A 15,176-nucleotide genomic window follows, 5' to 3' on the forward strand; every position below is an offset into this window, starting at 1 on the left:
CGAACCCTTGGACAGCTCGCGGAACACTGCTCACGGACTGGCGTTCAAACCGCATCTCAAGCCCGAGACGGCTCCCGGCCACGGCGCCTACCTGGTGTCCGAACAAGGGGTGACCGCCTTGCACGGCAAGGGCGTCGCCACGCTCGTACCGCTCCTCGACGGCACCCGCGACCTGGAGCAACTGAAGCGGGACGCCTCCCCCGCGGTCCCCGGCGAACACGCGGGCCGGCTGGTCTCGCTGCTGAGCGACGCGGGCCTGCTGCGCACCGCCGACGCGCCGGCGGAGGGTGAGGCGACCGACCGTGCCTACTGGGAACTCGCGGGTCTGGACGGGGACCTGGCCGTACGCCGGGTCCGCGAGAGCCGGGTCGCCTCCCTGGCGGTCGGCTCGGCCGACGGCCGGGGGCTGCGCACGGCACTGTGCGAGGCCGGTCTGCGGATGAGCGACGCGCCCGGCGGCACGGCGGAGGAGACAGCACTCACCGTCGTCCTGTGCAAGGACTATCTCGACCCCGCTCTGCGCGAGGTCGACGCGGAGCACCGGGCCGCGGGACGGCCCTGGCTGCTGGTGCGGCTGCACGGCAACCAGCCCTGGATCGGGCCGTTCCTGCAGCCGGGCGACGGCCCGTGCTGGCAGTGCCTCGCGGAGCACCTGCGCCGCAACCGCCAGGCCGAGACGTACGTCGGGCAACTGCTCGGCCGTCCGGTGTCCGCCCCGCGCTCCTGCCTCACCGCCGGCCACAGCACGGGCCTGCGGCTGGCCGCGCTGGAAGCCGCCAAGTGGCTGGCCGGCTACCGGTATCCGGGGCAGGAAGCGATCTGGACACTCGACAGCCTCCAGCTCGCCGGGCGGCACCATGCGGTGCGCCGCCGCCCTCAGTGCCCCGCCTGCGGCGACCCCGGCCTCGTGGCCCGGCGGGTGAGCGCGCCGCTGGAGCTCCGAAGCCGGCCCAAGGCGGCGCAGGACAGCGACGGCGACCGCTGGCTGACGCCGTCGGAGATGGAGCAGCGGCTGGGACATCTCGTCGATCCGCTGACGGGAGTGGTCAAGGAGATCCGCCGGGACACCCGGGGGCCGCGCTTCCTCAACTGCTTCCAGGCGGGCCACAATCCGGTGACCAACCCCTCCGGACTGCGCTCGGTGCGCCGTGGGCTGCGCAGCCACAGCTCCGGCAAGGGCACCACGGAGCAGCACGCCCGGGTCAGTGCGCTGTGCGAGGCGATCGAACGGCACAGCGGGTACTTCCAGGGCGACGAGCCGACGGTGCGGGCCACCTTCGCGCAGGTCGCGGACACCGCGGTCCACCCTGATCTCGTCCAGTTGTTCCATCCGCGGCAGTACGCGGACAGGGAGCGCTGGAACGCCGAGCACTCCCCCGCGCACCACGTCCCCGAGCGCTTCGACGAGAACACGCCACTGGACTGGACCCCGGTGTGGTCCCTGAGCGAGCGCAGACAACGGCTGCTGCCTACCTCCCTGCTCTACTACAACGCGCCCTCGTCGCCCGGCGGCGGCTCCTGTGTCGCGCACTCCAACGGTTCGGCCGCGGGCACCTGCGTGGAGGACGCCACGGTGCAGGGATTCCTCGAGCTCGTCGAGCGCGACGCCGTCGGCCTGTGGTGGTACAACCGCACCCGGCAGCCGGCCGTCGACCTCGACGCCTTCGACGACTCCTGGGTGTCCGGGGTGCATTCGGCGCACCGCGGGCTCGGGCGTGAGCTCTGGGTCCTCGACGTCACCAGCGATCTCGGCATCCCGGTGTTCGCCGCGGTGTCCCGGCGCACGGACAAGCCCGCCGAGGACATCACGCTCGGATTCGGCGCCCACTTCGACCCGCGGACCGCGCTGCGCCGGGCCCTGTCCGAGCTCAACCAGATGCTCCCGCCCGTGGTGAACGCGCGGGCCGACGGATCGGGCTACGGGTGCGGCGAACCGGCGACGCTGCGCTGGTGGCGCGAGGCCACCACGAAGGAGCACTCCTACCTCGTGCCCGAAGGCGGCCGGCGGGCCCGCACTCCTGTGGACTTCCCGTACGAGCGACGTCCCGATCTGCTCGACGACCTGAAGTACATCGAGGCGCTGGTGCACCGGCACGGGATGGAGCTCCTGGTGCTCGACCAGACCCGGCCGGACATCGATGCAGCGGTCGTGAAGGTGATCGTTCCAGGCCTGCGCACCTTCTGGACGCGCTTCGGACCCGGACGTCTCTACGATGTTCCCGTCCGGCTCGGGCGGCTCGAAAGACCCAGGCGCTTGGAGGAGTTGAACCAGACTCCGCTGTTTCTGTGAAATCGATCGCTCCGGCCCCCTGGGACCGAACCGCTGTTCCGGCGTAGGCCGCTGTGCGAACTCCCGATGAAAGGCCCCTCGTGTCCACGCCTCCCGCAGTACCGAACGCACAGCCCGTATCGGACGTGATCGAGCTGTGGTCGTTACGCGAGGACACGCTCGTCGAGCTCCCCGACACGGACGAAGGCACCCTGGTGCTGACCACACGATGGGGCGAGGTGCCGCTGCCGGCGGCGACACCGGTTCTGTGCTCCGCCTTGGAGCGCATGTCGTACGGCCCCGTGGCCCTGCGGAACCTGGTGCCCGCCGCCGCCACGGAGGACGCGCGCAGGGAGCGCGCCCTGCTCGACGGGACGCTGGAGAGACTGCACAACGTGACGGTGCGCTCGCTGTCCGCCGGCGGCAGCAGCCCTCTCCTGTCCGTGGTGCCCCTCGCCTCGGACGCGCACTTCCGCCCGACGCGCCCGCAGGCGGACTCGGTGCTGCGGCTGTCCCGTTACGCCGTGGTGCGCAGCGACACCAAGGATCTCTATGTCGAGTCCCCGCTGTGCAAGCACCGTGTGGTGCTGCACCGTTTCGAGTCCGCCTCGCTGCTGTGCTTGTTGCCCCACCCCGCGACGGTCGCGCAGCTGGCCGCGCGCCTCGAACTGCCCTGGGACGTGGTGGACGCCGCGCTGGGCTACCTGGAGGGGGCCGGGGCGGTCGTGCGGGGTGACGTGTCCCGGGGCGATGTCACGTTCGCGGAGGATCACGATCCCGCGCTCGCCCCGTGGTCGCCGGTCGATCTGATGATGCACGCGCGCAGCCGGCTCGGCCGCGACGACAGGCTTGTGGGAGCGGCAGGCGAGCAGCCGCGGGAGTCCGCCGCCGCGACGGCGTCCGCCGCGAACGAGCACAAGCCGATCGCCCTGCCGCACCCGGAGCTCGACGAGATCCTCAGGAAGGACCCACCGCTCACCGCGGCCCTGGAGACCCGCAGGTCGGTACGCTCGTACGGCGCGCGGCCGGTGACGCTGGCGCAGTTGGCCGAGCTTCTCTACCGGTCGGCCCGGGTGCGCACGATGGCCGCCGTCGGATCGGAGGATCCGCGGAGCAGCCGCCCGTATCCGAGTATCGGCCGTTCCTACGCGCTTGAGCTCTACCTTCTGGTGAGCAACTGCGAAGATCTCGCGCCGGGCGCCTATCACTACGATCCCGTCGGACACGCGCTCGGGCCCCTCGACACCGATGCGGCGTTGGTCGGTGAACTGCTCGGGCAGGCGCGGGAAACCGGCGGGCTCTCAGCCGATCCGCCCGTCCTCGTGGTGATGACGGCGCGCTTCCGCCGCGCCATGGGACGGTTCGGCGGCCTGGCGTACAGCGGGCTCCTCAAGGACGTCGGCGTCCTGCAGCAGACCCTGTACCTGGTGTGCACGGCGATGGGGCTCGCGCCGTGCGCGCTGGCCATCGGCGACAGCGATCTGGCGGCGCGGGCGCTCGGGCTCGACTGGTCCACCGAATCCAGCATCGGCGAGTTCGTGCTCGGCACGCTGCCGGCGGACGAGAGCAGCGCGCCGGACAACGGGACCGGCTGGCAGGAACGCTGCCGTCGCATTCTGGAACTGTGGAGCGCGCACACCGGACAGCACGGCGATGTACGGCCAACTGCCCACTGAGTGACATGTTCTGGCCGTAGACTCCGCACACTTGGCCAATTCGCTGGTGAGGTGATGCCCATGTGGCGTATGCGTATGCCCGGCTCCATCCCGCAGCAGTCCCGTCGCAGTCCCGTCCACGAGTCGGATCTCGCACCCCGCGTCGCGGCCGTCATCACCATCGTCGTGATCCTCTGTGTCTTCGTGGTCGCCGTCACCTACGTTCTGCGTGCTCCGCACACCACGTGGGACCTGGTCGGCTCCTTCGTGCTGCTGCTCGCGCTGCTCGGCCTCCAGCTGAACCATTCGTTTCCGGCGCTCGTGCCGTGGGCCACCCCGTACCGGGGCTGGCGGACGCTGGGCATCCAGGCGGTGCTGACCTACGCGCCGTTCACCGTGTTCGGTGCCGCGTGGATGGGGATACCGGGTTTCCTCGCCGGCTCGGTCCTGCTGCTGTTGCGCGGCCCGGCCAGGATGCTGCTCTGCGGGGCCGTCGTGGCCTCGGTGGTCGCCATCCAGTTCGCCGTGGGCTTCGGGCGGCACGAGGTGGGTTACAACGCCGTGGCCACCCTGCTCACCGCCCTGGTGGTCTACGGACTCAGCCGGCTCGCGACCCTGATGCACGACGTGCAGATCGCCCGCGGCGAGCTGATCCGGATGGCGGTCGACCGCGAGCGGATCCGCTTCTCCCGCGATCTGCACGATCTGCTGGGCTACAGCCTCACCACCATCAAGCTGAAGGGTGAACTCGCCTGCCGGCTGCTCGCGTTACGGCCCGAGCAGGCCGAGGAGGAGATGCGGGAGATCCTCGCCCTGAGCAATCAGGCCCTCGCCGACATGCGGTCCGTGGCCAGCAGCTACCGCGAGTTACGCCTGTCCACCGAGGTCGGCGCGGCCGAGTCGCTGCTCAACGCGATGGGCATCCGTACCGTGGAACACACGGACGTGGGCCCGCTGTCGGCCGCGGCGGACACCGTGCTCGCCACGGTGCTGCGCGAGGGCATCACCAACCTGCTGCGCCACAGCAAGGCGGAGCAGTGCCGGATCGAGGCACGCGAGCTCGAGGACGGCACGGCCCGGATCACCGTGGCCAACGACGGGGTGGGGAGCGCCTTCTCGCATCTGGGCCCCGAGGGCTGCGACAGGGGTGGCAGCGGCCTGGAGAGCCTCACCGCCCGGGTGGAGGCGCTCGGGGGGCGGCTCAGCGCCGGGGTGCGCCCGGACGACGGATGGTTCGAACTGATGGCGGCGCTGCCCCGCGACGCGGCGTGGGGCAGCGCGGACGAGAAGCCGTCCGGCGGATCGGGCCGTCCTCGGACCGCGGCCACCGAAGCGTTCGGATGAGGGCCCGGACGATCCGCCCCGGTGGCGGCGCCGGGCGGGTGACGCCAGGACGTTCCTCGCCGGCATCGGGCGCCGCGGTTCACATCCAGCCGGACTCCCGGGCGATCCTGACGGCGTCCATGCGGTTGCGCGCACCGAGCTTGGTGACGGCGGTCGCCAGGTAGTTGCGTACGGTTCCGGACGACAGGAAAAGCGCTCTGGCGATCTCCGGCACCTCCTCGCCGTCAGCGGCCCTGCGCAGTACCTCGGTCTCCCGGGCCGACAGCGGACCCTCGTCGGCCTGCAGGGTGGCCACCGCGAGCTGCGGGTCGATGACGTGACGTCCTGCCGCCACGTCCCTTATGGCGCAGGCGAGCTGGTCGGGGTCGGCGTCCTTCAGGAGGAATCCGGAGGCATGGGCCAGCAGGGCACGGCGCAGATTGCCCGGCCGGCCCAGGCTGGTGAGGATCACCGTCCGGCACTGCGGCAACTCCTCGTGCAGCAGTGCCGCCGCGCGGATCCCGTCCATTCCCGGCAGGTCGATGTCGAGGACCGCCACATCGGGCCGGACCGCGAGCGCTTTCGGCAGAATCCCGTCGCCGGAGTCGACCTCGGCGACGACCTCGATGTCCTCCTGCAGTTCGAGCAGTGCCACCAATGCCCGGCGCAGCATCGGCATGTCTTCAGCCAGCAGAACCCTGACCATTGCTCCCCCGCCATCCCCCCCACGCCGGCGCGCACCGGATTCGGCGGAACTCTAACCCCCGGGCGCCGGGAATGGAGTCGTCCCGCTCAACTGTGGGCGGACAACGGCCGGAATCGTTCGGATGATGAGCGCACATCAGCCATGAGCACATCAGTCACGCAAGAGAGGAATGCCGGACATGACCATGTATGGAACAGCGTGGCCGGAGCTCCATCTGTCCGGCGCGTGACCGGATACGCCGAAGGGGCCGGGTCTTCACGTCGAAGGCCCGGCCCCGGTGCGAAAGCATCTGACAGCGTTGCGCCTCGCTCAGGCGGGCGACTGCGCGGGCGCCGCGTCCGAGGCCTGGCCCTGGGCCGGAACCGCCGCGGACTCCTTGGCGGGCGCCTTCACGCCGACAGCGGCGATCAGGAGCGCCAGCCCCGCGAAGCCCGCCGCGGCCAGGAAGGCCGCCGAGGCACTGTCGGTGAGGACGGCGGCCGGGTCGGTGCCGGTGCTGGAGCGGGTGGTCGCGCCGTACACCGTCATGAGGACGGCGAGCCCCAGGGAACCGCCCACCTGCTGGGTGGCGTTGAGCAGGCTGGAGGCCGCTCCCGAGTCCTCCATGGGGACGCCCGCCACACCGAGCTGCGACAGGGGCATGAACAGCAGCCCCGTGCCGATGCCGAACAACAGCATCGGGCCGATCAGACCGGTCAGATACCCGGTCGTGGTGCTCACATTCGACAGCCAGAGCAGCGCGGCCGCGTTGAGGGTGACACCGAGGACCAGGGGCAGCTTCAGGCCGAGCCTGGGCAGCTGCTTGGACAGCACGGACGCCGTGACCACGATCGACACGCTCACGGGCAGGAAGGCGAGACCCGCCTGCAACGGGTCGTAGGAGAAGACGTTCTGCATCAGCAGGGTCAGGAAGAAGAACAGACCCATCACCGAGCCGGTCAGGCACAGACCGATGACGTAGATCCCCGCCCGGTTGCGGTCGCGGAACATCCGCAACGGGATGATGGGGGTCTCGGTACGGGACTCGACGACCACGAACGCGGCGAGCAGCACCGCCGCCGTCGCGAAGAGGGCCAGCACCGAGCCGTCGCTCCAGCCCTTGTCCCCGGCGCGGATGAACGCGTACACGAGAGCGCCCATGCCGAGCGTGGAGGTGAGGGCGCCGTAGAGGTCGAAGCGGCCGGGCTGGCGGTCCGTCTCGCGCAGCACCTTCGGGATGACGACGTACAGGGCGATGCCGATCGGCACGTTGACGAAGAGCACCCAGCGCCACGACAGCGCCTGGGTGAGGGCACCGCCCGCGAGCAGGCCGACGGCGGCGCCCGAGCCCGAGACGGCCGCGTAGACGCCGAACGCCTTGTTGCGTACGCCCTCGTCCAGGAAGGTCGTGACGATCAGGGCCAGGATGGACGGCGCGATCACGGCGGCGCCCACGCCCTGCAGCGCCCTGGACGCCATCAGCCAGGCCGAGGACTGGGCGAAGCCGCCGGCCAGGGAGGCGAGGGTGAACAGGGCGATGCCGCCGAGGAACACCCGCCGGCGGCCCAGGATGTCCCCGATGCGCCCGCCGAGCAGCAGCAGACCGCCGAAGGCGAGCGTGTAGGAGTTGATCACCCACGACAGGTCGGTGGTGGGCAGTTCGAGGTCCTTCTGGACCTCGGGGAGCGCGACGTTCACGATCGTGGCGTCCAGCATCACCATCAGCTGGGCGACGGCGATGACGGTGAGGGCCAGGCCGCCGCCTCCCGAGGCGCCGGGCGACTTGCCCGATCCGGTTTCCGAAGCAGTTGCGGACATCTTTGGTGAACCTTCCGGGTGTGGGGGGTCAGTTCGACGCCGAGAGGCAGAACGAGTGGCCCGCCGGGTCGAGGAGGACGCGCCAGCGCTCGCCGCCGGGCTGCTCGGCCGGCACGGAGGCGCCGAGCTCGACGGCCTTCTTCTCGGCCGTGGACACGTCGTCCACGGCGAAGTCCAGGTGGAGCTGCTGCGGCACGCTCTGGCCCGGCCAGTCGGGCCTGCGGTAGTCCGCGACCCGCTGGAAGCCGATACCGGGGCCGTCCGGCACGGTCAGGCCGGCGAAGTCCGCGGTGCTGAACGCGATGTCGAAGCCGGTGAAGCGGTGGTAGAACTCGGCCAGGGCCACCGGGTCGGGGCAGTCGAGGGTGACGCCCTTGAGCTGTGCGAGCGCGGGCATGCGCGGTCCTTTCTCATACGGGGAGGAGCCCCGTGCGGGGAAGCGGGGAGACGGTCCTGCCGTCCAGCGGGAGGCTGAGCGGGGGTCACCTGGCCGACATCAGGGCCAGGAGTTCGGGGGTGTAGAGGTCGGCGACCGGGCGCAGGCCCGCCACCGTGTCGAAGTAGCGCTGGGTGAGGTCCGGGCTGGTGCGGATGGCGGAGAGCAGCGCGCGCCGCTTGTCCTTGCCCGCGGTGCTCGCCACCATCAGGGCCCCCTGGTAGGCCTCCATGAGCTGCTCGTCACGCCGGGTCCCGTACACGGCCAGGGCGTTCGTGAGCCGCTCCGGGTCGTGGAGCACGCCTGCGGTCAGCTCGACGAGCAGCTCGGACTGGAGGAAGGCGTCCCCGATTCCGCGGGCCGTCAGGGAGTCCTTGTGGTGGCCCGCGTCGCCGACCAGCACCCACCCCGGTCCGGCGGCGCGGCGGAAGTAGTTGCGCTGCTCGCCGGTTCCGCGCAGCCGCTCGAGCCGTTCGGCGTCCTTCAACTGCTCGTATATCTCAGGCGCGTTGATACGGACGCCCTCGGTGTACGAGTCGAGGGAACCGGCGCGCACCTCGTGGAAGCGGTCCTGCGGGAAGTACGCGGAGACGAGGACGGCTCCGTCGTTGGTGGGGACGGCCGAGACCCAGCCCGACTTGCCCTCGTACAGCTCGAAGTCGGTCTGGAGCCCGGCCCAGAACGTGTAGTAGGCGCAGGTCAGCCGGGGTGCCTCGTGGTACTCCTCGGCGCGCACGAGCCGGGCGACGGTGGAGCGCATGCCGTCGGCTCCGACGACCAGCGGTGCCCGTTCGGTGACGGACCGGCCACCCTCCTTGCAGGTGACGCCGACGACCCGGCCGTCCTCCTCGAGCAGGCCGGTGACCTGGCAGCCGGTGCGCAGTTCCGCGCCGGCCGCGGCCGCGTGCTCCGCCAGGATCCGGTCGAGCGTGTGCCGGCGCGGGGCGATGGCCCCGGTGATGCCCTCGACCGGGGCGGCGCAGCCTTCGACCCGTATGTCGTCGAGCTGGTAGACGGCATGGCCGAGCGTCGGGCAGCCGGTCGCGGTGAGGTCGTCGAGGACGCCCCAGCGCGCGAGGCGGGCCACGCCCGGCTGCTGGATGTAGAGGGTGGACAGGGTGTCGGAGGGGAAGCGGGCCCGGTCGAGGAGCAGGACTCGCAGGCCCGCACGGGCATACAGGAGTGCTGTGGTCGATCCGGCGCAGCGCGCCCCCACCACGATCACGTCGTACATGCCGGTATCCCCGATCTTCGCAGGTGGACTTGGCCCCGGGCACGGCGCCGCCGTGTCCTCGAAGCGCGCTCAGCGTAGGTGTGCGACCGGGCCGCGCGATGCTCAGAACTGAGCGTGCGCGGGCGCCGGCCGGAGGGTCATGCGGTGGTGGCGAAACGCCGCCGCAGCAGGGGCTTGAGCACCTTGCCGGTCACGCCGCGGGGCAGCGCGTCGACGAAGTGCCAGGTGGTGGGCACCTGGTGCGGGGCGAGGCGTTCGGCGAGGAAGGACTTGAGATCGGGCTCCTCGGGGCCGTCGAGGACGACGACGGCGGTGACGGCGTGGTGGCCGGCGCCGCCGGTCTCGGGCAGGCCGATCACCGCGGCCTCCAGGACGGCCGGGTGGTCGTACACGGACTCTTCGATCTCGATGCTGGAGACCCGGCCGGCATCGGTGTGGATGACGTCCTCGCGACGGTCGAAGAGCTGCACCTCGCCGTCCTCGGTCAGGTGGCCGAGGTCACCGGTGCACACCCAGCCGTCACGCCACTTGCTGCGGCTGAGCGACTCGTCGAGGTAGCGGCGCTTGGGTGCCGGGCAGCGCAGCCAGATCTCGCCCAGCTCGCCGGCGGGCAGCGGCTGTCCCTGGGCTCCGGCGATGCGCACCTCGGTGCCGCGGGCGGGGCGGCCCATGACCATCGGGCGCTCGGGGTCGACCGTACCCAGGATGACGGCGGGTACCGCCTCGCCCTGCGCGTAGGCGCTGTTGAGCTGGGCGCCGGGCATCATCGTGAGGAGCGCGGTGGCGATCCGCGGCGGCAGCGGCGCGGAGGCCGATCCGATCCGGGTGACGCTGGAGAGGTCATGGCGTTCGTGGGCCCGCGAGGTGACCAGCTGGATCGCCGTCCAGGGCTGGAGCATGAGGGAGCCGGCGCCGAGCCGGTCCACGAGTTCGGCCATGCGCTCCACGTTCTCGGGTTCGACCACGACCGTCGGGCCGGGGGCCGTGAGGGCGACCACGGCGCAGGTGGTCGCGCTGGAGGTGGTGCCGAGCGGCATGGGCGCCATCAGCGGGGAGCGCTCGTCGAAGTTGCGCAGCCCTTCGGGGCCGCGGCCGAAGGTCAGAACGCCGTGCGGATTGCCGAAGGCCTTGGCGGGGCCCGTGGTACCGGAGGTGTAGAGGATGTCGGCGAGGTCCTCGGTGCTGATGGAGACCTCGACGGGCGACTCGTCCCCGGTCTCGAGCGCTTCGCCCGGGGTGGTCCAGCCGGTGAAGCCGGCCGGCAGCGCGGCGCCGGCGGTGTGCAGGATGCCGGCGGCCTCGGTCTGGCCGAGGCGGCGCAGCTGCTCGGCCGTGTCCAGCTGGTCGGTGAGGTGGACCGCGGTCGCGCCGGTCTTGAGCAGGCCCAGATAGCCGATGGCGTAGTGGATCCAGTCCGACCCGGTGAACAGCAGCGCGATCCGGGTGCCGCGGCCGGCTCCCCGGGCGAGCAGATGGTGGGCCACAGCGTTGGAACGACGTTCCCAGTCACCGTAGTTCAGGCTCTGCGCACCGTCGACGATCAGCGCCGAATGGTCCGGGGTGTCGGACGCGCGGATCCGCAACAGGTCGGGGACGACAAGGTGGTTGGACTCGGTCACGAGAGCTCCTCGGAGAGCTGCGGCGGCGAGGCACCACACTCCCGGCCGGCCACAGGACGGGCAGCTGCCTGCCAAGTCGGCCCGGCAGCACGGCAGAAGCTAGGCGCCGCGCCCGGCGCCGTCTGCTCAAGGTTGCGCGTGCCCGCCGGGGCGCTCGGGTAGTTTCGACGGCCGGGGCATCTCCGCGCGCTGCGGGGTGCCTCTGTCACAGCCGTGTACAAGGGAGTTGAGGCATGGGTCACACCGCATCGGCCGAATTCGACAGCGTCTCCTGGGTGGAGCACCCCTACCTGGAACCCGAGGAAGGCCCCCGCATGGTGCGCGGCGAGGTGGGCCGGGTGTGGCGGGGCGATCTGGAGGGCGAGAGCACCGCGGTGCTCCTGATGAGCCAGTCCGCCGACGGCTCCGCGGGCTATGTGGCCAGCGAGCGTTTCGAGGGGACCCTGGGCGGGCGCAAGGGCAGCTTCGTGCTGCACCACTCCAACATCATGGGCGGGGACGCCCCGCCGGAGCCCGCGACCGGCTATGTGGTGCCGGGTTCGGGCCGGGGTGCGCTGACCGGGCTCACCGGGAAGTGCACCTGGCTGCACCGGGGCGATGAGCGCCTGTTCACGCTCGCGTACGAGATCGCCGGCTGAGCCGCGCTCCTGACGCCGGCGCCAGGAGGCGGGCTGCGGGCCTTCCGCCGAGGGGCGCTGTCGCTTCGTTCGGTCCCTCGCGTGACGTCGGTGCTCATGACCCAGTTGTGGCCATGAGCACCGACGTCGTCGGGTGGGGTGGGCCCGCGACCGCAGCCGTGGGGTCAGGCCCGCGCGCGTTCGATCCGGGTCCGGACCAGGTCGAGCAGCGCGGACGGTGCGTCCTTGAGGTAGAAGTGATCGCCCGGCAGCATGGACACCTCCGACGCGCCCGAGGTCACCTGCGACCAGGCGGTCAGCTCCCGCGTGTTCGCCTCGGGGTCCTCCCGGCCCGCGAGCGCCGTGACCGGGCAGGCCAGACGCGCGCCGGGCAGCGGCCGGTAGGTGTCGTTGAGCTCGAAGTCGGCGCGCAGACACGGCAGGAAGAGCCGGAACAGTTCGGGCTGGCCGACCACGTCGGCCGGAGTGCCGTTCATCGCGCCGACCCGTTCGAGGAAGGCCTCGTCGGGGAGTTCGGCGTACGAGCGGCGCCGGGCGGGCAGATGGGGGGCCCGCCGGCCGGAGACGAACAGATGTACCGGCGGCCGCCCCTCGGCGGTGCAGCGGCGGGCGACCTCGTAGGCGACGGCCGCTCCCATGCTGTGCCCGAAGAAGGCGAAGGGCCGGTCGAGGAACGGCGCGAGCGCCTCGTACAGCGGTGCGACCAGTTGTTCCATCGCCACGTACGGCACTTCCCCGAGCCGCCGTTCCCGGCCGGGCAGCACCACCGGGCGTACCTCGGCCAGCGGTGCGAGGGCCTGGTGCCAGCCCCGGAAGGCACTGCTGCCGCCGCCCGCGTGCGGGAAGCAGAACAGCCGCACGGGGGCCTCGGTGCCGGGCGGTGCACCGCCCAGCCAGCGGCTCGGGGGCGGCGTCACCGGGGGCGGGGAAGCCGTCGGTGGGTACGTCGTCATACCGGCCTCACACCCACTCGTAGACGCGGTGGTACTCCTCGACGCCGCGCAGCACCAGATGCCCGCCGTCCCGGATCACGCCGTGCAGCAGCGGCTTGTAGCGGGCCACGTCCACCTCGCGGCTGCGCGCGGGGACGAGGCAGCGCATGTTCTCCGTGAGCAGTTCCTCGTAATCCGCGAAGGACAGTTCGGTCCGGGACGCGAGCCGTTCACCGATCCGCATCCGGGCGAGTGCCGCCCGTGACCGCTGTCCGATGACCCCGCTGAAGAACTCCGAGGCGCAGCCCGAACCGTAGGAGAAGAGGCCGACGCGCAGCTCCCCCGCGTACGGCACGTGGTCGATGATGCTGCTCAGCGCCAGATACACCGAGCCCGAGCACAGGTTCCCGACGATGCGCGGATACGTGAGCGAGGGGGTGACCCGTGCGGTGAAGTCGGCGTCGATCTCGTCGGGCGCGGCGCGCAGGACCTCCCGCATGAGCTTGCGGTGTCCGGCCTTCACCAGGCCGGCGAAGGGAGTGTGCAGGGCGAACTGGGCGAAGTCCGTGGCCAGATCGGCCCCGGGTACCTTCGTGCGGTAGTCGGCGAAGGCGTGCGTGAAGCAGTCGAGATAGGCGAAGAGGGAGCGGTCGACATCGGCGATGTCGAAATCGGGTCCCGGGCGGGCGGAGTCGAGGGTCTCGTAGCTGTACGTGCCGAAGGCACCGACGTCGAGGGCCAGGACGTCGGGACGGTCGCCGATCAGCATGGCCGCGGCTCCGGCGCCGGTGGCGGGCTCGGCGTAGTGGGCGTTCTCGTCCACCATCGCCACGTCGGTGGCGATGACCAGGGCCTTCGCGCCCGGGGACACTCCGGAGGCGGCATAGGCGACGGCGAGCTGCAGGGCCGCGGTCGCCGCGTAACAGGCCTGTTTGACCTCGATCACGCGGCAGTGCCTGCTCAGGCCGAGGTGCTCGTGCACATAGCTGGCGATGGACTTGCTGTAGTCGACTCCGGACTCGCTGGAGGTGATGAGGAGTTCGATGCGCTCCTTGTCCTGCGCGCTCAGGGCGTCGACAAGAGGCCTGGCCGCGTTGACGGCGTGGGTGACCGGGTCCTCGCAGGGCAGGCTGACGGAGCGGGTCTCCATCATGAGGTGGCCGATGCGGGACAGATCGAGGCCGCGGCCTTCCAGGAGGGTCCGCACCGGCAGATGGGCGGCGCCGCAGTAGACGTTGAGCGCCTCGATCCCGAACCCCCGGGGGGCCTCGACGGGCTGAACGGTCATGACTGCTTCTCCTCCCACAGGAACTGGACCAGGCCGTCGACGGACGGGATCCCGCTGAACCGGGACATGTCCGCCTCGATGCCCAGTTCCTCGATCAGGGCCATGATGATCTCTACCCGGTCCACCGAGTCGGCGCCGAGCTCCTTGAGGTGCCGCCCGCCGTCGATCGCCCCGGCCGGCAGTCCGGGCAGGATCGAGGTGATCGTGCGGTGCACGAGCTCCTCGATGCCGGTACGCGTGGTCTCATGCTGCGTGGGCACGACGCTCCTCCTCCCTGCGGATCTCGAAGCTGCAGACGGCCAGGGTGCGGTCGGTGGCGAGATCCTCCACCACCAGTTCCACCAGTTCCTCGGTGGGATCGCCGGACCGGTGCCAGGGGCGGGCGCGCAGCCTGAGCGTGGAGTCGACATCGGCGTTGCCGAGGTAGCAGACCCGGGAGTCGGCCAGGGTCCGGTCGAGGAAGGAGCGGTCGCTGCGGCCGAGGCTGCGCCACAGCTGCAGCAGCGCGCCGTCGGCGATCGCGAAGTACGAGGCGAAGTAGAGCAGCCCCACGCCGTTCACGTCGCTGCTGACGTCCACGCGGTGTTCGGTGGTGAACTCCTCGCCGAGCGGGACGTATCCGGCGGTCAGCGGATCGAGGAAGCGGTGCCGGCTCCGTGCGCCGTTGCAGGCGAGGCGCGGCGAGTACGCGTCGGGCAGCCGCGGCAGCTGCGTGTGGTGGAAGTCGGCGGGCGAGGCACGGACGAGGCCGACGTTGCTGTCCGCGCGGCCGCGGGCCACCCAGCGGTTGAAGTTCTCGACGTAGAGACAGTCGGGGCGCGGCCGTTCGTAGAACTCCTCGGGTTCGAAGGAGTCCTCCGCGAACACCTCCGCATCGTGGCTGCCGGGGCCGGAGCCGATGCGGCGGATGCGGTGCAGGGTGAGCACGGACTCGCTGCCGTAGCCGAAGACCCGGGAGATCACCTCCAGGCGGTCGCCGAAGGAGATGGCCCGCGGGTGCAGGAGCCGGCCGCCGCTGCGTACGCGGTAGTAGTAGAAGGACAGATACGTGGCACGCCCTTGGGGGTCACGGGCGTTGAAGACGTCGGTGCCGCAGATCTCGCTGACGGTCTCCCAGGTCCAGTCGCCGATCCGGCCGATGAGCAGGGCGTTGGGTCCGCACATACCGGGCTGGACGGTCACCTCGCGGCGCACGGTGGCCGGGCCGGTGCGCTCGGTCCGGGCGAAGTGCCGCACCTGGGCCGGCGCCCCGGGCGCGGTGATGAGTGTCTCGGTCATG

At 71.3% G+C, this 15,176-nt stretch carries 13 protein-coding genes; 4 read left to right on the forward strand and 9 right to left on the reverse strand.

What is annotated here, in order from left to right:
* Positions 1-7 precede the first annotated feature (7 nt).
* From ABZ564_RS05880 to ABZ564_RS05890, 3 genes are all read left to right on the forward strand, one after another.
* Positions 8-2,290: a TOMM precursor leader peptide-binding protein gene (locus tag ABZ564_RS05880; protein ID WP_360850067.1), complete on the forward strand. Its 2,283-nt coding sequence runs from the start codon at positions 8-10 to the stop codon at positions 2,288-2,290.
* A gap of 80 nt (positions 2,291-2,370) precedes the next feature.
* Complete coding sequence (locus ABZ564_RS05885) at positions 2,371-3,945, forward strand: SagB family peptide dehydrogenase (RefSeq protein ID WP_360850070.1); 1,575 nt, start codon at positions 2,371-2,373, stop codon at positions 3,943-3,945.
* 60 nt (positions 3,946-4,005) lie between these two features.
* Positions 4,006-5,268, forward strand: coding sequence for a histidine kinase (locus ABZ564_RS05890; RefSeq protein ID WP_360850073.1), 1,263 nt, complete (start codon positions 4,006-4,008; stop codon positions 5,266-5,268).
* 79 nt (positions 5,269-5,347) lie between these two features.
* Here ABZ564_RS05890 and ABZ564_RS05895 read toward each other — a convergent pair whose 3' ends face one another.
* The 5 genes from ABZ564_RS05895 to ABZ564_RS05915 form a co-directional block, all read right to left on the reverse strand.
* On the reverse strand, positions 5,348-5,953 hold the full coding sequence (locus ABZ564_RS05895) for a response regulator transcription factor (protein WP_360850076.1): 606 nt from the start codon (positions 5,951-5,953) through the stop codon (positions 5,348-5,350).
* Positions 5,954-6,262: 309 nt separating this feature from the next.
* Positions 6,263-7,750, reverse strand: a complete 1,488-nt coding sequence (locus tag ABZ564_RS05900; protein ID WP_360850079.1) for an MFS transporter — start codon at positions 7,748-7,750, stop codon at positions 6,263-6,265.
* Between the two features lie 28 nt (positions 7,751-7,778).
* On the reverse strand, positions 7,779-8,147 hold the full coding sequence (locus tag ABZ564_RS05905; protein WP_360850083.1) for a VOC family protein: 369 nt from the start codon (positions 8,145-8,147) through the stop codon (positions 7,779-7,781).
* Between the two features lie 85 nt (positions 8,148-8,232).
* Entirely contained in the window at positions 8,233-9,420 is a 1,188-nt protein-coding gene (locus ABZ564_RS05910; protein WP_360850086.1) for an NAD(P)/FAD-dependent oxidoreductase, read from the reverse strand.
* A 137-nt stretch (positions 9,421-9,557) separates the two neighbouring features.
* A complete protein-coding gene (locus ABZ564_RS05915) occupies positions 9,558-11,039 on the reverse strand; it encodes a class I adenylate-forming enzyme family protein (protein WP_360850089.1) in 1,482 nt (493 codons plus the stop codon).
* Positions 11,040-11,272: 233 nt separating this feature from the next.
* Between ABZ564_RS05915 and ABZ564_RS05920 the strand changes: the two genes are divergently transcribed.
* On the forward strand, positions 11,273-11,677 hold the full coding sequence (locus ABZ564_RS05920; RefSeq protein WP_360850092.1) for a DUF3224 domain-containing protein: 405 nt from the start codon (positions 11,273-11,275) through the stop codon (positions 11,675-11,677).
* 164 nt (positions 11,678-11,841) lie between these two features.
* Here the strand turns inward: ABZ564_RS05920 and ABZ564_RS05925 are convergent, their stop codons facing one another.
* Genes ABZ564_RS05925 through ABZ564_RS05940 form a run of 4 tightly spaced genes read right to left on the reverse strand, consistent with a single transcriptional unit; the run spans position 11,842 to position 15,175 of the window.
* Positions 11,842-12,630, reverse strand: a complete 789-nt coding sequence (locus ABZ564_RS05925; RefSeq protein ID WP_360850095.1) for an alpha/beta fold hydrolase — start codon at positions 12,628-12,630, stop codon at positions 11,842-11,844.
* A 7-nt stretch (positions 12,631-12,637) separates the two neighbouring features.
* Complete coding sequence (locus tag ABZ564_RS05930; RefSeq protein WP_360850098.1) at positions 12,638-13,897, reverse strand: hydroxymethylglutaryl-CoA synthase; 1,260 nt, start codon at positions 13,895-13,897, stop codon at positions 12,638-12,640.
* Positions 13,894-14,157: a phosphopantetheine-binding protein gene (locus tag ABZ564_RS05935; protein ID WP_360850101.1), complete on the reverse strand. Its 264-nt coding sequence runs from the start codon at positions 14,155-14,157 to the stop codon at positions 13,894-13,896. The genes ABZ564_RS05930 and ABZ564_RS05935 overlap by 4 nt, the downstream gene beginning before the upstream one ends.
* Positions 14,141-15,175 (reverse strand): LnmK family bifunctional acyltransferase/decarboxylase, encoded by a 1,035-nt coding sequence (locus tag ABZ564_RS05940; protein ID WP_360850104.1) that lies wholly within the window; start codon positions 15,173-15,175, stop codon positions 14,141-14,143. Before ABZ564_RS05940 ends, ABZ564_RS05935 begins: the two co-directional genes overlap by 17 nt.
* Position 15,176: the final 1 nt, after the last annotated feature.

Origin of the sequence: Streptomyces sp. NPDC019224 (assembly GCF_040632605.1) — a bacterium.
Lineage (GTDB): Bacteria > Actinomycetota > Actinomycetes > Streptomycetales > Streptomycetaceae > Streptomyces.